Origin of the sequence: Pannonibacter phragmitetus (genome assembly GCF_050510895.1) — a bacterium.
GTDB classification, from domain to species: Bacteria; Pseudomonadota; Alphaproteobacteria; order Rhizobiales; family Stappiaceae; genus Pannonibacter; species Pannonibacter phragmitetus_B.
The window spans coordinates 1257505-1274575 of the sequence record NZ_JBNINT010000001.1 but is presented as its reverse complement, the minus strand read 5'-3'; the positions used below and the strand labels follow the sequence as shown (position 1 = coordinate 1274575).

Genomic DNA, 17071 nt, shown 5'->3' with positions numbered 1-17071 from the left:
CGCCTCAATCAGTGTCCTGACAGCCCTTCGATGATGGCGCAGTCGGGGCAGCTGTCTCCACGGCAGGCCTCGACCATCGCGGTGAGATCGTCGCGCAGATCCATGAGCTGCCGGATTTTGGTTTCAAGCTCCGCCAGATGCGCCTCCGCGACAGCCTTCACGCGGGCGCTGCTCCTGTGCGGGTTCTGGCGCAGCTCCAGCAGGCTCCGGCAATCCTCGATGGAAAAGCCAAGGCTGCGGGCACGCTTGAGAAACTGCAGCCGCTCCACGTCGGCAGGCGAATAGGCACGGTAGCCGTTGTCCTGCCGCAGCGGACGCACCAGCCCGATATCCTCGTAATAGCGCAGCGTCTTGGGCGGAAATCCGGTCAGTTCCGAGACTTCGCCAATGCTGCTGCCGGTCTCTGTCATGTCAGGTCTCCGTTACAGGCTCTTACGGCACCACCTTGACCACCAGACGGCGGTCCGCCAGCCTCATCGCCGCGAAGGGGCCGCCAGCATCGCGGATCAGTACGGCAGGGCTGAGTAGATGGCTTCCAGCCTGACCATAGCGGGTCTTCAGATAGTCTGCCACCCAGGCCTCCTGACGCAGGGTAAAGCGCTGAGCCGCCAGCCTGCCCGCCTCGAGAAACGCCCGGTGCCCAACAATTGCCTCGTGCAATGCCTCAAGGCCGCTGCCATCCTGCGCACTCACCGGCAGCACCGGCACCTGCCAGCCATCGCGCTCCCGGTCGCTCAAGGACAGGGCCCCTTTCACATCCGCAACGGCTCTGGCTGCATAGGCGCCCATGTCGGCCTTGGTCACGACAATGATGTCAGGCAGTTCCATCACGCCTGCCTTCATGAACTGCAGGCTATCGCCGGAGCCCGGCTGGATACACAGAACCAGCGTATCGACCGCAATCGCCACATCTGCTTCCGACTGGCCGATGCCGACGGATTCCACGATCACCGCATCGCGCGCCGCCCGCATTACCGCGATGGCCGCCAGCGCATGATCCGAAAGCCCGCCCAGCCGGTCGCGCGCCGCCATGGAACGGATGAAGATGCCCGCATCCTCCGGGTCCGCCGTCAACCGGGTACGGTCTCCCAGCAAAGCCCCGCCCGAGCGGCGGGAAGAGGGATCGACGGCGAGAACCCCGGTGGTTTTCCCTTCGCGCCGCAGTGCCTTGAGCAGGCTGTTGGTCAGTGTTGATTTGCCCGCGCCAGGCGGTCCGGTAAGACCCAGAACATGGCCCGAGCCCTCCCGGCAGGCCGCGTCCAGGAAGGCATCCACCTCTTCTTGCCCGTGACCGGTCTCGATGCGCGTCAGCGCCCGGGCAAGAGCGAGTTTCCCCCTGCCCTGAGCGCTGCGATGGCCTCACTGCCTGCCATGCCTCATGTCCGGCGCAGATAGGATTGCGCCGCCGCGAGCCGGGCAATGGGCACACGGAAGGGAGAGCAGGACACATAGTCGAGACCGACGCTTTCACAGAAGGCGATCGACGCCGGATCACCGCCATGCTCGCCGCAAATGCCGAGCTTGATGTCAGGGCGCACCGCCCTGCCCCGCTCAGCGGCAATGGAAATCAGTTCACCGACACCATCCCTGTCAATGGAAACGAATGGATCCTGTTCAATGATGCCTTTGAGCTGATACGTGCCGAGGAACGACGCCGCGTCATCACGGGAAATGCCAAAGGTGGTCTGCGTCAGGTCATTGGTGCCGAAGGAAAAGAATTCCGCTGTTGCAGCAATGTCGCCAGCACGCAGGGCGGCTCGCGGCAGCTCCACCATGGTGCCAACCTGATAAGACACGGCAATGCCGGTTTCCTTCGCCACGGCCTCCGCCATGGCATCGATGCGCCCGCGCACCAGATCCAGCTCCGCCTTCAGGCCGACCAGCGGCACCATGATCTCTGGCACAACAGGCGCACCGGTGCGCTTGCCGGCCTCGACAGCGGCCTCGAAGATGGCGCGGGCCTGCATCTCTGCAATCTCAGGATAGGAGACCAGCAGGCGGCAGCCGCGATGGCCGAGCATCGGGTTGAACTCTTCGAGATCCAGCGCCCTCTCGCGCAGCTTCTCAGCGTCAATGCCCATGGCCGCGGCGACTTCCGCAATCTCCTCATCCGACTTCGGCAGGAACTCGTGCAGCGGCGGATCCAGCAGACGGATCGTAACCGGCAATCCGTGCATGATCTCGAACAGCTGTACGAAGTCATCCCGCTGCATCGGCAGCAGCTTGCCCAGCGCCGCCCTGCGGCCGTCTTCCGTCGAGGCAAGGATCATCTCGCGCACGGCAATGATCCGGTCCCCATCGAAGAACATATGCTCGGTACGGCAAAGGCCGATGCCTTCCGCTCCAAACTGCCGTGCCGCCCGCGCGTCTGCCGGCGTTTCGGCATTGGTGCGCACCTTCATGCGCCGCACTTCGTCGGCCCAGCCCATCAGGGTAGCGAAATCACCGGAAAGCGCCGGCTGCTGCATCGCCACTTCGCCCACCAGAACCTGCCCGGAAGCACCGTCGATGGTGATCACATCGCCCTTGGCCAGCGACCGGCCACCTGCCGACAAGGTGCCATTGCGGTAATCAATGCGCAGAGCTCCGGCGCCAGAGACACAGGGCTTGCCCATGCCACGCGCCACCACGGCGGCGTGGCTCGTCATGCCGCCACGGCTGGTCAGAATGCCTTCCGCTGCGTGCATGCCGTGGATGTCCTCCGGGCTTGTTTCGACACGCACCAGAATGACCTTGCGCCCTGCAGCCTTGGCTTCTTCTGCCTCTTCGGAGGTGAAGACAATGGCCCCGCAAGCAGCTCCTGGTGAAGCCGGGAGGCCAGTCACCAGAATATCGCGCTTTGCTGCCGGATCGATGGCCGGATGCAGAAGCTGATCCAGCGCCTGCGGCTCGACGCGCAACACCGCTTCCTCGCGGCTCAGAAGGCCTTCGTCCGCCATGTCTACGGCAATCTTCAGCGCCGCCTTCGCGGTGCGCTTGCCCGAGCGGGTTTGCAGCATCCACAGCTTGCCGCGCTCGATGGTGAATTCCAGATCCTGCATGTCGCGGTAATGGGCTTCCAGCCGGTCGCAGATGGTCTGGAACTCGGCAAAGGCCTCCGGCATCAGCACCTCGAGAGAAGGCCGTTCGGAACCGGCCTCAAGCCTCGCCTTCTCGGTGATGTCCTGCGGCGTGCGGATGCCCGCCACCACGTCCTCCCCTGCGCATTGACAAGGAACTCTCCGTAAAGCGCCTTCTCGCCCGTGGACGGGTTGCGGGTGAAGGCAACGCCCGTTGCGGAGGTCTCGCCCATATTGCCAAAGACCATGGCCTGCACATTCACCGCCGTGCCCCAGTCGGCCGGAATGTCATGCAGGCGCCGGTAGGTCTGGGCCCGGGCCGTCATCCAGGAGTCAAACACCGCTCCGATTGCGCCCCACAACTGGTCCATCGGATCCTGCGGGAAGGGGCGCCCCAGTTCCTCTTCCACCAGGGCCTTGTAACGCTCGACGATGCCAATCAGCTCTTCGGTGGACAGGTCCGTATCCAGCGAGTACCCGGCCTCATCCTTCACCTCATCAAGGATTTCCTCGAAGGCTTGGTGATCAAGGCCCATCACCACATCGCCATACATCTGGATGAAGCGGCGGTAGCTGTCATAGGCAAAACGGCGGTCACCTGCGGCCCGTCCGATGGCTTCAACTGTCATGTCGTTGAGGCCGAGGTTCAACACCGTATCCATCATGCCTGGCATGGACACCCTTGCACCGGAGCGGACGGACACCAGAAGCGGGTTCTGTGCATCGCCAAAACGGCGGCCGGTCAGTCCTCCGGCTGCGGCAAGAGCCTGCTCAACCTGCTGCGCAAGATCGTCCGGATAGGCTTTGCCCTTGTCGTAATACCAGGTGCAAACCTCAGTGGTGATGGTGAAGCCAGGCGGCACCGGCAAACCCAGATTGCTCATTTCGGCAAGGTTTGCCCCCTTGCCGCCGAGCAGGGTCTTCAGGCCAGCGTTTCCCTCCGCAGTTCCGTTGCCAAACCCATACACCCACTTGGCCATTCTCTATCTCCCAAATTGCGTCCCGCCACCGGGCTGCCTCCTCCTGCGGAAAGCTGAACGCTGACCTTGCGCCCTTTATTCCTGCAATGCCGGACTGGGGCACACAAGGTTTTTTGCACCGCAACGCAAAGCACCCGTTCAATGCCTTCTGGCAATTGGCCGAAGGTCGAATGCGGCAAGACGCGCGCCGATCAACACGGCTGCATCCCGGATGCTATGTGATAAATGTGATCAGGTGACTCAACCAAAGGCGGGGCTCCGGCTTGCCCCGGCGCCACAAAGCCGCCATCGTATCATGAAGATGTGGGTTCACATGGAATCACGATGGCCCGCCCATCGTTCCTGAGAGGTAAGATGACGACGTTGACCGACGTTCCGGCGCAGAAGCGCAAGGTTTCCGCCAGCCGTATGAGCCGGCTGCTGCTTGGCGCAGCGCTTCTGATGGTTCCGGTGCAGGCAATTGCCTCATCAGGCGAACCTGCGGCAGATCAGCAATATGGCACCCCTCAGGATCTTCCCGTCACGCAGGCAGGCAGCTATCTGGCCGCCCGTCTTGCCGCCCGATTGAATGATTTTCCCTCGGCTGCCGCTTTCTATGAAGAGACGCTGGGCACCGACCCCGAGAACGGTGTCCTGCTGGAACGTTCTTTCATGCTGCGCATGGCCAGCGGCGAATTCGAGGACGCACGTATTCTTGCTCAGGACATGCAGGCCCTGAAGCTCCGCAACTTCCTCGCCAGCCTTCTGCAGAGCCTTGACCTCGCCCGTGACGGCAGCTTCCGCGAAGCATCCCGGACGCTCGAAAACGATGGTGGCGGTCCGCTGGCGGATCTGACTGTTGCCATCTCCCGCGCCTGGTTCGACCTTGGTGCAGGTGACCTCAAGAAGGCGCTGGCAGATATCGATGCCCTCAAGGGCCCTGAATGGTTTGACGTGTTCAAGGCCAACCACGCTGCGCTGATGGCACAGCAGGCCGGACGCATGGACATCGCCCTGACGCGGGCCAAGCAAGCCTATGACGCGGACCGCGGAGCGCTGAAGGTCGTCGATACCTATGCAATTCTGCTCGCGTCAGCCGGCAAGAAGAAAGAAGCGCTTGCCGTTCTGGACCAGTACGATCAACTGATCCCCAGTCATCCCATCCTCTCGCGCACACGTGCCAGGATCGAGAAGGGGGAAAAGTTTGGCCCGGTTGTCGCAGATCCGCTGACGGGAATTGCTGAGCTTCTGAGCGGTCTCGGCTCAGCCATTGGCAATGACGGCGCAGAAGAGCTGGGAGCCGCCCTGCTCAATCTGTCCCTGGATCTCAACGGAGATGCCGATTTTGCAGCTCTCGCTCTTGGCGGACTGTACAACAGGTTGAATGCGCCCGAGCAGGCCATTGCTGCTCTGGAGCAGGTACCGGAGAGTTCGCCGCTGAAGCGGGATGCGGAGATTCAGATCGGCCTCAACTTCAACGCCCTCGACAAGGTGGATGAGGCGCGCCAGCATCTGCAGGCTCTCATTGACAAGGATCCGTCTGACCTTGAGGCGATCATTGCACTCGGCAATGTTCTGCGCTCCCGCGAGATGTTTGCAGAGGCAGAGGTGGTTTACACCAAGGGCATCGACACGGTGGACAAGCCGCAGCCGGAGCATTGGGGCCTTTACTACAACCGTGGCATTTGCCGCGAACGGTTGAAGAAGTGGAACGAGGCTGAAGTAGACCTTCGCACCGCGCTGGAGCTTTATCCCGATCAGCCGCAGGTGCTGAATTATCTGGGCTATTCGCTCGTTGATCAGGGCATGAAGCTCGATGAGGCGCTGCAGATGATCCAGTCGGCTGTCCGTCTGCGCCCGAGCGACGGTTATATCGTCGACAGTCTGGGCTGGGCCTATTACAGGCTCGGCCGCTATGAGGAAGCAACGCGCGAGTTGGAGCGTGCAGTCCAGCTGCGCCCGGCTGACCCGGTAATCAACGACCATCTGGGCGATGCCTACTGGAAAGTGGGACGCCGTCTTGAGGCCCGGTTCCAGTGGAACCATGCCCGCGACCTCAACCCGACGCCGGAAGATCTTGCGAAAATTCTCGACAAGATCGAGAACGGCATGCCCGATACGCCCGCAGCCGTCGAAGCCAGCGCGCCGTCGAAGAACGGCGGCTGATCCGGCCATGAGGGAGAACGGAACATCATCCGGCGCGGACACCGCGCCGGTTTTTCCTGCCTTGCCAGAGCCAAGATCAATCTTGCCCTGCACATCACCGGGCGGCGGGAAGACGGCTATCACCTGCTGGACAGCTTCACCATCTTCGCCGAGACGGGCGACAGATTGCGCCTGCAGGCTGCGGAAAGCTCTTCCTTCACGGTTTCCGGCCCCTTTGGGCCCGCACTTGCAGGCGGCGGCCCGGCGGACAGCAATCTCGTATTGCGTGCCATCGCAGCACTGCACAAGGCGTCCGGCAAGTCCTTGCGCCCCTTTGCCGTTCACCTTGAAAAGAACCTGCCGGTCGCCTCTGGGATCGGTGGGGGATCGGCGGATGCAGCAGCGGCGCTGAGATTGGCTCTGGAGGCCAGCGGCATCGACCTGTCTCCCTCGATGCTGCATTCCATCGCAATGGAACTGGGGGCGGACGTGCCTGTCTGTCTTGCTGGACGGCCGGCCCGCATGTCCGGTATTGGCGAAATCCTTGCCCCGCTGCCGCCCCTGCCCCGCATTGGGCTGGTGCTGGTCAATCCGGGTGTGGCAGTGAGCACCCCGGCCGTGTTCCGCGCACTTGAAGTCCGAGACAACCCGCCTCTGCCCGCCCTGCCCGAAGCGTTCTCCAGACGCGAAGACCTCATCTGCTGGCTGGAAGGCACGCGCAATGACATGCAGCCCGCCGCCATTGCCCTGTCACCAGTTGTTGCTGATGTGCTGGCAGCACTTGAAGCTCACCCGGCGGCGGAGTTCTCCCGCATGTCCGGCTCCGGCGCCACGTGCTTTGCCCTCTGTGCGCCAAAGGCTGCACAGGAACTGGCACAAGACCTGCGTGCGCGGCATCCCGGCTGGTGGGTTGAGGCTAGTGAAGTGAGCGGCGGGTGAGCCTCAGCTCACCCGGGCAATGCAGAATTCAACGGCTTCGCGCAGGGCATCGGTAAGCGGGCCCTGCGGCAGCTCGTCAAGCGCAGCCATGGCGCTGGCACCATATTGACGGGCGCGGACAATGGTCTCTTCGATGGCACCATGACGGCGCATCAGGGCAATGGCCTCCTCAAGGTCGCCGTCGCGGATATCGCCCTCTTCAAGGCAGCGCTTCCAGAAAGCGCGTTCGCTGTCCGTGCCGCGCTCCAGGGATACGACGACCGGAAGGGTGATCTTGCCCTCGCGGAAATCATCGCCCACCTGCTTGCCCAGATCCGCGCTCGATCCGCCGTAATCGAGCGCATCGTCCACGAGCTGGAAAGCAAGGCCGAGATCCATGCCATAGCGGCGGGCAGCTTCACGCTGCGCGCCTTCGATGCCGGCGATCACCGGACCAACTTCGGCAGCGGCAGCAAACAGCGCTGCGGTCTTCGCCTCGATCACCTTGAGATACTGCGCCTCATTGGTGGAGATGTCCTTGGCTGCGCCCAGCTGCATCACCTCGCCCTCGGCGATGACGGCGGAGGCTTCCGCGAGAATGCGCAGGGCTTCGAGCGAGCCGACATCCACCATCATCTTGAAGGACTGGCCGAGCAGATAGTCGCCCACGAGCACGCTGGCCTGGTTGCCCCACAGCTTGCGTGCTGCCAGCTTGCCCCGGCGCATGTCGCTTTCGTCAACCACATCGTCATGGAGCAGCGTTGCGGTATGCATGAACTCAACGCTGGCAGCGAGAATGACATGGCCCGTGCCGCGATAGCCGAACATGTCCGCCATGGCGAGGGTCAGCATCGGCCGCAGGCGCTTGCCGCCCGAGTCGATCAGATGCTTGGCAATCTCGGGGATAAGCTCGACATTCGATCCCGCCTTGGACAGGATCAGATCGTTGACCTGCCCCATGCCGCCTGCTGTCAGATCGACGAGCGGCTGGATTGCGGGCTTGGCTTTTTCAATTCGGGTGCGGAAGCGGCGACGGCTGCCAAAACACTCTCCCAAGGCTGGTTTTGGCGGACAATAGGTCGCCAAGCGCCCCCGCAAGGGATCAATCGTTTGACAAGGCAGTGAACAGTGTTGTTCACCACCAGAAAAGACGCATAAACCATGCCTCTGCGTTTGGCTCTATTCGGAAACGGAAAGCGGGATCATGGAAGAACTGCTCAAGACCAATGATCTGGTGCTCATCTCCGTTGTTGCATCCATGTTTGACGAGGCCGGAATCGCGCATTTTGTCGCGGATGCCAACATGAGCATTCTGGAAGGCTCGCTCGCCATGATTCCCCGCCGGATCCTTGTACCATCTGACCAGATCGCCGCAGCCCGCCGCCTGATGCGCGAGGCTGGGCTTGGCCATGAACTGACACCGGAAGAAGGACGCTGATGTGAGCAGCCCGATCGCACCTGCCCTTGGCCAGCCTGCTCTTGACCTGCCAGAAGGCGTTACCACCACACGCGATGCCTTTCTGGGCAGGCTTGTCACCGTTGAGCAACCTGCAAAGGGCTTCCACCGCGCCGGTCTTGATGCGGTCTATCTGGCTGCCGCCCTGCCCGATGTCACGAAGGGGCATGTGGTGGATTTGGGTGCAGGCGTTGGCACGGCGGGCTTCTGCGCGGCAGCACGCCTGCCGGATATTTGCGTCACGCTGGTTGAGATCGATCCGCTGGCGGCCCTGCTCGCACGGCGCGGTCTGGCAGATCCGCTCAACGCGGCATTTGCGTCCCGTGTGAGCGTGCTGGAAGCAGACATCACCGCCAAGGGCTCACTGCGCCATGCAGCGGGACTAACCCCTTGCATGGCTGATCACGTGATCATGAACCCGCCCTACTACCAGCCCGGCCAGTTCCGCGCCTCCCCGTCCGGCGAACGGGCCAGCGCCCATGTGCTGGACGAGCGGGGGCTGGAGCCCTGGGCGAAGACGGCAACGGACATCCTGCGCGAGGGCGGTACGCTCACCGTCATCTTCCGTGCCGATGGCCTGCAGGAACTGCTGGACGTGTTTCAGGGCCGGTTCGGCGCCATCGACATCATCCCCCTGCGCCCGCGCGCCGATGCCGCCGCCACCCGCATCCTGCTGCGCGCCATCCGCGCCAGCAAGGCGCCCTTGCGGCTGATGCCTGGCTTTGTATTGCATGAGGGCGAAGGCTCGGATTTCCGGCCGGAAGCCCGGGCCGTCATGCGCGACGGCAAGGGGCTCGGGATACAGCCAAGGCCCTGAAACGTCCTGAATGGCAGATTTGGGGTCAAGTTCTCTCCAGATCAGAATCTCCAGTTAGAACCAGAAGCAAGGAGACAGCCTCTCACCTCTTTCCCAGAAGAGGTGAAGTCAGGCCGTTTAACTGAAGAGGTTTTGAGGAGAATAGTAATGTCCGCCAATGACCCTATCGCCGAGGCCCGTCAGCACATTGAAAAGGCTCTCATCGAAAAGGCCATGTCTGATAGTGCCTTCCGTGAGGAACTGAAGGCTGATCCTCATGCCGCACTCAAGTCCATGCTGGGCACCAACCCAATCCCCTCACTGAAGATCACCGTGGTCGAAGAGAACGCTGGCGAAGTGGTCCTCGTCCTGCCGCGCTCGATCGCTCAGGACGAGCTTCCGGACGAGCTCCTCGACATGGCCTCGGGCGGCGTCAGCTTCTCGTCCTTTGTCATCCCGAAAGGCAGCATGACATTTGCAAGGCTGTGTCCTGCCAACAAATAACATCTGCCTTTTCCTGTCTGCGGCCGGTAGCACCTTCCTCTGAACCTCAGGAGTTTTTCTGTGATGTCTGAAGTTGACCCGCTTACTCAGGCCCGCCAGCACATCGAGAAGCACCTGCTTCTGAGGGCCTCGTCAGATGCCGCCTTCCGCGAGCTGCTGAAAAGCAATCCGCATGCGGCCATCAAGGAGCTGATCGGCAATGACCCGATCCCCTCTCTCAAGATCACCGTGATTGAAGAAAACGCCGGTGAGGTTGTCCTCGTCCTGCCACGCTCAATCACTCAGGATGAGCTTCCCGATGAGCTCCTCGACATAGCCTCAGGTGGCGGCAGTTACACAACCTTCCCGTACCTGGAAGGCAGCATGGGCCTAAGGTCATGGGGCCTGAGGTCATGCCTCCCCAAAAGTAAACCCGCCTTCTTCCCATCTGCGGCAGGCAGTACCTGTCTCTGGACCCTAGGAGTCCTTCCATCATGTCTGAACTTGATCCGCTTACCCAGGCACGACAGCACATCGAGAAGCACCTGCTTCTGAGGGCTTCGTCTGATGCTGAATTCCGCGAGCTGCTGAAGAGCAACCCGCATGCAGCCATCAAGGAGCTGATCGGCAATGACCCGATCCCGTCCTACAAGATCACCGTGGTTGAAGAGGCCCCGGGCGAAGTGGTTCTCGTGCTGCCACGCTCCATCGGGCAGGACGAACTGCCTGACGATCTGCTGGACTTTGCTTCTGGCGGCGTCAGCTTCTCGGCCTTCATCCTCTATGGGCCCCCGTATCCGGATGGCGGCGGCTGCGGCAAGAAGAAGAAGTGACGGCTGACCCCGGCTGGCCAGCTTTTCCACGGCAGGCGTGTCCTGCCGTGGACTTCCAGCATGAATGATACCCTAGTGAATCACAAACTCCCCTTGGCGTAACGCACGTCACGCGGGCCGATCAGATCCTGATGCGCCAGACGCACCGAGTGGATGAAGGCGTGAATTTCCCGCTCCCAGAACGCCAGAAACCGGCGCAGTTCCGGAAAATTCGGAGCCTTGTCTTCTGTTTGCCAGAGGAAACTTTGCAGAAGGGCGGGATGATCAGGCATCCTGTAGAGGATTTCAGCCGTCAGCAGCCCGTAGCCTGCCATCTGCTTGCGGAAGTCTTCGCTTGTGCCCATTGAACACCTCATGCCTTGACGAAACCACGGCAAAAGTGTCGCGCCAGCGAAGTTAATGCGCAATTAAAAAATGCATCTTCTCCATATTTTTCAATATGTTAGCAGCAAGCATCAGCGAGTGCTGCCAGTATTCTGAATGCTTTTCAGATACGCGATGAAGGACGAAACATCCTGCGCTTCAAGCGCCACTTCCGGCATGTCCGGATGACCGGTGACGATGCCTTCTGCGAGGCTTTCTGCCAGATCTTCAACCGGATACCGCTGTCCGAGATCCCGGAAGGCGGGCGCGTCCGCATTGGGTGAGGCGTCATCGCGGCCAATGGCATGGCAGATTGCGCAGGCCTCTTTGGCGATCATCTTGCCACGCTCCACCTGCGCCGCCTCTGCGAGTGTTCCCTGCGCCTGCACCGCACAAACGCCCGGCGCAGCAAACAGAATCGCTGCCCCGGCCGCAGCACGCAGCCCTCGCGTAAAAAGCGTTGTCATGTCCCTCTCCCTCAAGGTCTCCGCGGGTCCGCAGCCGCATCCCCGCATCTCGTCCACCCTCAGCCTTCCTTTTGCGTGCCAGCCTCCCATCGGCTTCGCAAGTCCGTCAAAACCCTCAGCCTCCGGTGCCGATGGCCCGCCATGACACGTCAGCACGGAAATACGGCAAAAGGGGCTGTCGCTTGGCTTCGGCGCCTATATGTTAGGGACAAAGACAAGATCTCCGGCCTGTAAGCCGGGCCGCACGTTCCGGGAGCCCTTCTGCATGACCACCGCCCGCACTCCCCTTCCTGAAAGTATCGACGGCACGCTGGCGCTGCTGGATCAGGGCGGCTATGTCGCCGGCCGTGATCTGGCAACCGTGCTGCATCTGGCGCTGCGCATGAAGCGGCCGCTGTTTCTGGAAGGCGAGGCAGGCGTCGGCAAGACGGAAATCGCCAAGGTTCTGGCCTCCACGCTGGGCCGCAACCTCATCCGCCTGCAATGCTACGAAGGCCTGGACATCGCCTCAGCCGTCTATGAATGGAACTACGCGGCACAGATGGTGGAGATCCGCATTGCGGAAGCCGCTGGAGACACGGATCATGCAGACCTCTCCCGCTCCATCTTCAGCGAACGCTTCCTGATCAAGCGCCCGGTGCTGCAGGCGCTGGAGCCCTCGCTCTCCGGCCCGCCGGTGTTTCTGATCGATGAGCTGGACCGTGCCGACGAGGCCTTCGAGGCCTTCCTGCTGGAGGTGCTGGCCGACAATCAGGTGACCGTGCCGGAACTGGGCACCATCCGGGCGGAGGAGCCGCCCGTAGTGATCATCACCACCAACCGCACCCGCGAGATCCACGACGCCCTCAAGCGCCGCTGCCTCTACCACTGGGTCGATTACCCGGATGCAGAGCGGGAGCTGGCGATCGTGCGGCGCAAGGTGCCGGGCGCGCCGGAGCGGTTGACGGCTGAAATCGTCGCTTTCGTCCAGCGCCTGCGCGCCACGGAAGATCTGTTCAAGCAGCCCGGCGTTGCCGAAACGCTCGACTGGGCAACGGCCCTGACCGAACTGAACGAACTGGCATTGGACCCGGACATGGCCAGTGACACGCTGGGCGTCCTGCTGAAGTATCAGGATGACATCGAGCGGGTGCGCGGCTCGAAGCTGCGTCAGATGGTGGAGGAAATCCGCAGCACTCTGCCATCCACCACAGCCGCCATGCCGAACGTCTGAGCCCCGTGCGATGACCACACCCGCCGCCCCGCAAGCAGAACAGGCGTCCAGCCTTGATGGCCGCATGGTGGCGAATATCGTGCATTTCGCCCGTACCTTGCGCAAGGCGGGCCTTCCGGCTGGCCCGGCTTCGATTATTGACGCAGTGCGGGCGGTGGAGGTGAGCGGCATTGCCAGCCGCGAGGACTTCTACTGGACGCTTCACGCCGTCTTCGTTCACAAGCGTGAGCAGCGGGTGCTGTTTGACGAGGCTTTCCGCATCTACTGGCAGAGCCGCGGGCTCATTGAGAAGATGCTGGCCATCCTCTCCCCCGTAGCCCCGCCGCGCGGCACACCGGAAAAGCCCAAGGCTGGACAGACCCGCGTCTCCCAGGCCTTCAAGGCCGCCCGCGAGCGTGAACCGCGTGAGGAACAGCCCGAGGTGGAGGTGGATGCCCGCTTCACCGTCTCCGGCCGTGAGCTGCTGCAATCGCGGGACTTTGCTCAGATGACCGCTGACGAGATCGAAACGGCCAAGGCAGCACTCCGCGCCATGGCCATGCCGAAGGACACGATCCGCCGCCGCCGTCTCGCCCCTGCCCCGCGAGGCCGCATCGACCCGCGCCGCACGCTGGGCGCCACATTGCGCACAGGCGGCGCCATCATCGATCTGAAGCACCGCAAGCCGCAGGAAAAGCGCCCGCCGCTCATCGCCCTGTGCGATATCTCCGGCTCCATGAGCCAGTACTCCCGCCTGCTCCTGCATTTCATGCATGCGCTGACGGAAACGCGGCCCGCCGTGCACACGTTCCTGTTCGGCACACGGCTCACCAACGTCACCCGGCAGCTGCGGATGAAAGATCCGGACGAGGCGCTGGCGGCCTGTTCCTCCGGAGTGGCCGACTGGTCCGGCGGCACGCGCATTGCCACCGCCCTGCACGAGTTCAACCGCCTCTGGTCCCGCCGCGTGCTTTCGGGCGGGCCCACGGTTCTGCTGATCACCGACGGGCTGGAACGAGATACGGACGAGGATTTGGCACGGGAGATATCCCGCCTGCACCGCTCCTGCCGGCGGCTGATCTGGCTCAATCCGTTGCTGCGCTTCGACGGCTTTGAAGCCAAGGCCAAGGGCATCCGGGCCATGCTGCCGCATGTGGACGAGTTCCGCGCCGCGCATTCGCTGGATGCGGTCGCCGATCTGGTGCGTACGCTGTCAGGCGAAAGTGCCGGACCATCTGCCCCCTCCACCGATCCGCGCCACTGGCTGCGCAAGACGAGCGGCTGATGCGCGCCAACCGTTATCATCATCTCGGCTGGCTACAGGGCATTGAACTTTACGAAGCCGATTTCAGTACCCAGACCTTCAGCCGTCACGCCCATGAAGGCTTTGCCATCGGCGCCATTGCCGAGGGAGTGGGCGGTTATCTCTGCCGGGGCGAGCAGATGCTTCTGCCTGCCGGTTCCCTTTCGTTGATGAACCCGGAAGAGCCCCACACCGGCCACGCGGCAGCCGGCAGCGTCCGCTACAACATGGTCTATGCCAGCGAAGCTGCTGTGCGTGCCCTGCTGGACCTCAAGGACCTGCGCGGCTTCGCCACCGTCGCCCCAAGGGACGAAGGCCTGCAGCTAACGCAGGCGCTGAGCAGCCTCGCCCAGCGCCTCAATGCACCGGCGGCCCCCGGCTGGCGGCTTGCCGTGGAAGAGGCCATGCAAGCCGTGCTCGGCCTTGCCTTCACCCGCCACGGCCGCGCGGCCCTCAAGCCTGCCGGTGAGGAGCCGGCGGCAGTCAGACTTGTGCGGGAACGGATTGCGGAAGGCGTTGCCTCAGGGGATGATCTTTCCCTTGAGGGTCTTGCTGCCTTGGCTGGGCTCACCCCTTCCTATCTAATCCGCAGCTTCTCCCGCGCCACTGGCCTGACACCCCATGCTCTTGTCCTGCGCATGCGGACCCGACAGGCTCAAGCGCTGATCCTCGGCGGAATGGCACCGGCAGATGCTGCGCTTGCAGCAGGCTTCTGCGACCAGAGCCACATGATCCGCCAGTTCCGACGGCAGCTTGGAATCACACCGGGCAGTCTCATCCGTCACTGATCCTTGCTCTTCACAGGCAGGCGGAAAGGTCAATTTCGTCCAAGACCACGGCTCTGCGCGCATGGCATGGCAGCCCCGAAAGGAGCCCTGTCATGACATTGAAGCCCGTCGTCATCCTGTCCACCGGCCTGCCCAAAGGGTTGCAGGCCAACTTTGCCGCCATTCTGGGCATGAGCCTCGGACGGCTCCACCCCGAGCTGATTGGCCCTGCCACACCAGACAACGATGGTCACATGCTGGAAGGCATCACTCAGGTGGCCGTGCCCGTTCTCGGGGCTCCCGCAGAGGAACTTCGCAGCCTCTTTGCTGCCGCAGAGAACATGCCCGTCCGGCTTGCCTATATGCGTGCCGCCTTCGAGGCGCGGAACTACGCGGATTATACGGCGCGCATCGCCGCCGCCCCTCTGAAGGATCACGAGCCGCAGGCAATCCTCGTTGCCGGACCGCGCAAGGCCGTGGACCGCCTGTGCGGCGCACTTCCCCTGCTGAAATGAGCCAGCCTCACGGCAGGGCGATCACCGGTGTTCTTTCGCTGACCCGCTGAATCAGATCGGCGATATCCTCGTTGTGCATGCGGATGCAGCCATAGGACACCGGACGGCCGATGCTGCCGGGGCGGTTGGTGCCGTGGATGGCGAACTCACCGCCTGCCAGCGTCATGGCGGCAACGCCCATGGGATTGTTGGGCGCGCCGCCCTCAATCCTGTCCGGCAACTCCGGGAAATCACGTTTGACCACAGCAGGAGCAATCCAGGCCGGGCGGAGATAGCGGCCGGTGACATAGGTACGGCCCGTCCAGGCCTTGCCCTTCTTGCCGACTGCTACCGGATAGGCCAGCGCCTGCCCCTGCCCCAGCACCAGATAAAGCCGCCGCTCGCTGTTGCGGATGACGATGGTGCCCGGTGAAAGGCCCTGCGTTGCAAAGGCAACCCTTGCCCCACCAGCATGAGCCGGAGAGGCGAGGTTGAAAGCCGCCAGAGCAAGAACGGCTGACAGTGCGGCCAGAGACCGCATCAACAGAACACGACGGCGCATGAAGTCCCCGTACACACAGACAAAACGGGAGCCGGAACGGTCCGGCTACCGGCCAAATCTAGCGCAAGACGCGCCTCTTCGGCATCGCCGGGGACATCATTCTTAAAAGAGCGTTAACGCACCATATCCGAAGGCTGGAACCGGCCGTCCTGCAAGCGGTACCAGGACAGGCCAGATCCCTGCCTGTCCCCTCCGGTGTGAAAGCGACGGTACCGCTCACCGTCTCGAAGTTGCCGGACTGGAGTGCTGCGGCCACTGGCGCAAAGTCGAAGCTGCCGGATGCATCCGCCGCAGCAGCAAAAAGCTGGACGGCTGCATAGGCGTCAATGGCGTAGGGTGACGGCACGGCTCCGGCTTCCCGTAACCGCTGCGCGGCTTTGCCCGCTGGACTTTCAGAAATGGCGGCAGGGTCAGTCATGAAGGCCACCTCGACACGGCTTGCCGCGTCACCAGCGGCGGCTCCCAATTCCATCCCCATGGCCGCGTCACCCGCAAACACGGGCACTTGCATTTCCAAAGCACTGAAGGCGGCAGAAAGATGCCCCGCCTCTGCAGCATAGGCACCCAGAACCACCACATCCAGCCGCTCCCCTTTGAGCGTCGAGGCGAGCGGCTTTAGGTCCCTCGTGCCAGCATCAAACTCCTGCTCCAACGCGAGAGAAAGACCCTTCGCCTGCATCGCGGCCTTAACCCGGGTGGCAAAGTCCTTGCCATAGGCACTGCGGTCGGTGACGAGGCCGATGCGTTTGTCCGCAAACTCCTGGGCGAGACGCTCCGCAATGAAAGGCGCCGTGGCGTCCTCACGCGGGCCAAGCCGGAAAAAACCTGGCCCCGGACGAGCCTCTGTCAATTGGGGCAGCGCAGAAGCTACCGTGATCTGGACGCGTCCCGCCTCGGCGTAGACGGGCGCAGCCGCCAGCGTGGCGCTGGAGCAAAGATGCCCGATGACCAGTTGAACTCCCTTGCCGGTGAGCTGATTGGCCTGCGCCACAGCGCGCTCCGGATCGCAGCGGTCATCGGCTTCCTCCAGCACCAGCTTTTCCCCGCGCAGACCACCGCTGGCATTGATGTCTTCAACGGCCAGCCGTGCTCCTGCCAGCATCTGATCCCCCAATGGCGCAAACTGGCCGGAAAAGGCTGACGCAACAGCAATCCGGATCTCGGCATGTACCGGCGCGGCAGCAGCCCCTGCTATCAGCAGCCCTGCAAAAAATGCCGCCAAGGTATTGAACTGCCGCATAAATCCGTGCCTCGCCTAAATATCCAGCCTGATT

At 62.7% G+C, this 17071-nt stretch carries 18 protein-coding genes and 1 pseudogene; 10 read left to right on the top strand and 9 right to left on the bottom strand.

What is annotated here, in order from left to right; all coding sequences use genetic code 11:
- Window positions 1–8: 8 nt before the first annotated feature.
- The 4 genes and pseudogenes from ACQB61_RS05930 to ACQB61_RS05915 form a co-directional block, all read right to left on the bottom strand.
- Window positions 9–410 carry a MerR family DNA-binding protein gene (locus ACQB61_RS05930; protein ID WP_430511876.1) on the bottom strand — a complete coding sequence of 134 codons (402 nt, stop codon included), beginning with the start codon at window positions 408–410 and terminating at the stop codon, window positions 9–11.
- 22 nt (window positions 411–432) lie between these two features.
- Complete coding sequence (locus ACQB61_RS05925) at window positions 433–1275, bottom strand: ArgK/MeaB family GTPase (protein ID WP_430511875.1); 843 nt, start codon at window positions 1273–1275, stop codon at window positions 433–435.
- Between the two features lie 101 nt (window positions 1276–1376).
- The gene (gene ppdK / locus ACQB61_RS05920; protein ID WP_430514308.1) at window positions 1377–3335 is read right to left on the bottom strand and encodes a pyruvate, phosphate dikinase; all 1959 of its coding nucleotides are present in this window, start codon (window positions 3333–3335) and stop codon (window positions 1377–1379) included.
- Window positions 3290–3943, bottom strand: a pseudogene (locus ACQB61_RS05915) (PEP/pyruvate-binding domain-containing protein); the annotation flags it as partial. The pseudogene ACQB61_RS05915 and the gene ppdK, both read right to left, overlap by 46 nt.
- A gap of 450 nt (window positions 3944–4393) precedes the next feature.
- Here ACQB61_RS05915 and ACQB61_RS05910 point away from each other — a divergent pair.
- Both ACQB61_RS05910 and ACQB61_RS05905 read left to right on the top strand, forming a co-directional pair.
- Complete coding sequence (locus ACQB61_RS05910) at window positions 4394–6184, top strand: tetratricopeptide repeat protein (protein WP_430511874.1); 1791 nt, start codon at window positions 4394–4396, stop codon at window positions 6182–6184.
- A 24-nt stretch (window positions 6185–6208) separates the two neighbouring features.
- Complete coding sequence (locus ACQB61_RS05905; protein ID WP_430514307.1) at window positions 6209–7102, top strand: 4-(cytidine 5'-diphospho)-2-C-methyl-D-erythritol kinase; 894 nt, start codon at window positions 6209–6211, stop codon at window positions 7100–7102.
- A gap of 3 nt (window positions 7103–7105) precedes the next feature.
- Here the strand turns inward: ACQB61_RS05905 and ACQB61_RS05900 are convergent, their stop codons facing one another.
- A complete protein-coding gene (locus ACQB61_RS05900) occupies window positions 7106–8041 on the bottom strand; it encodes a polyprenyl synthetase family protein (protein WP_430511873.1) in 936 nt (311 codons plus the stop codon).
- Between the two features lie 244 nt (window positions 8042–8285).
- Between ACQB61_RS05900 and ACQB61_RS05895 the strand changes: the two genes are divergently transcribed.
- From ACQB61_RS05895 to ACQB61_RS05880, 4 genes are all read left to right on the top strand, one after another.
- Window positions 8286–8519 carry a DUF2007 domain-containing protein gene (locus tag ACQB61_RS05895; RefSeq protein ID WP_430511872.1) on the top strand — a complete coding sequence of 78 codons (234 nt, stop codon included), beginning with the start codon at window positions 8286–8288 and terminating at the stop codon, window positions 8517–8519.
- Between the two features lies 1 nt (window position 8520).
- The gene (locus ACQB61_RS05890; RefSeq protein ID WP_430511871.1) at window positions 8521–9354 is read left to right on the top strand and encodes a tRNA1(Val) (adenine(37)-N6)-methyltransferase; all 834 of its coding nucleotides are present in this window, start codon (window positions 8521–8523) and stop codon (window positions 9352–9354) included.
- Between the two features lie 147 nt (window positions 9355–9501).
- Window positions 9502–9837, top strand: a complete 336-nt coding sequence (locus tag ACQB61_RS05885; protein ID WP_430511870.1) for an NHLP leader peptide family RiPP precursor — start codon at window positions 9502–9504, stop codon at window positions 9835–9837.
- A 473-nt stretch (window positions 9838–10310) separates the two neighbouring features.
- Window positions 10311–10649, top strand: a complete 339-nt coding sequence (locus ACQB61_RS05880) for an NHLP leader peptide family natural product precursor (protein WP_430511869.1) — start codon at window positions 10311–10313, stop codon at window positions 10647–10649.
- A gap of 80 nt (window positions 10650–10729) precedes the next feature.
- On the opposite strand, the gene ACQB61_RS05875 is transcribed toward ACQB61_RS05880, so the two are convergent.
- Together ACQB61_RS05875 and ACQB61_RS05870 are read right to left on the bottom strand one after the other, a co-directional pair.
- Window positions 10730–10993 (bottom strand): usg protein, encoded by a 264-nt coding sequence (locus tag ACQB61_RS05875; RefSeq protein ID WP_430511868.1) that lies wholly within the window; start codon window positions 10991–10993, stop codon window positions 10730–10732.
- 111 nt (window positions 10994–11104) lie between these two features.
- A complete protein-coding gene (locus ACQB61_RS05870; protein ID WP_430511867.1) occupies window positions 11105–11479 on the bottom strand; it encodes a c-type cytochrome in 375 nt (124 codons plus the stop codon).
- A 265-nt stretch (window positions 11480–11744) separates the two neighbouring features.
- Here ACQB61_RS05870 and ACQB61_RS05865 point away from each other — a divergent pair, with 265 nt between their 5' ends.
- The 4 genes from ACQB61_RS05865 (at window position 11745) to ACQB61_RS05850 (ending at window position 15256) form a co-directional block, all read left to right on the top strand.
- Entirely contained in the window at window positions 11745–12692 is a 948-nt protein-coding gene (locus ACQB61_RS05865) for an AAA family ATPase (protein WP_430511866.1), read from the top strand.
- 10 nt (window positions 12693–12702) lie between these two features.
- Window positions 12703–13956 carry a vWA domain-containing protein gene (locus ACQB61_RS05860; RefSeq protein ID WP_430511865.1) on the top strand — a complete coding sequence of 418 codons (1254 nt, stop codon included), beginning with the start codon at window positions 12703–12705 and terminating at the stop codon, window positions 13954–13956.
- On the top strand, window positions 13956–14762 hold the full coding sequence (locus tag ACQB61_RS05855) for an AraC family transcriptional regulator (RefSeq protein WP_430511864.1): 807 nt from the start codon (window positions 13956–13958) through the stop codon (window positions 14760–14762). The genes ACQB61_RS05860 and ACQB61_RS05855 overlap by 1 nt, the downstream gene beginning before the upstream one ends.
- A gap of 92 nt (window positions 14763–14854) precedes the next feature.
- Window positions 14855–15256 carry a DUF2000 domain-containing protein gene (locus ACQB61_RS05850; RefSeq protein ID WP_430511863.1) on the top strand — a complete coding sequence of 134 codons (402 nt, stop codon included), beginning with the start codon at window positions 14855–14857 and terminating at the stop codon, window positions 15254–15256.
- 7 nt (window positions 15257–15263) lie between these two features.
- On the opposite strand, the gene ACQB61_RS05845 is transcribed toward ACQB61_RS05850, so the two are convergent.
- Both ACQB61_RS05845 and ACQB61_RS05840 read right to left on the bottom strand, forming a co-directional pair.
- Complete coding sequence (locus ACQB61_RS05845) at window positions 15264–15797, bottom strand: L,D-transpeptidase (protein WP_430511862.1); 534 nt, start codon at window positions 15795–15797, stop codon at window positions 15264–15266.
- 58 nt (window positions 15798–15855) lie between these two features.
- Window positions 15856–17019 (bottom strand): branched-chain amino acid ABC transporter substrate-binding protein, encoded by a 1164-nt coding sequence (locus tag ACQB61_RS05840; protein ID WP_430511861.1) that lies wholly within the window; start codon window positions 17017–17019, stop codon window positions 15856–15858.
- Between the last annotated feature and the right edge of the window lie 52 nt (window positions 17020–17071).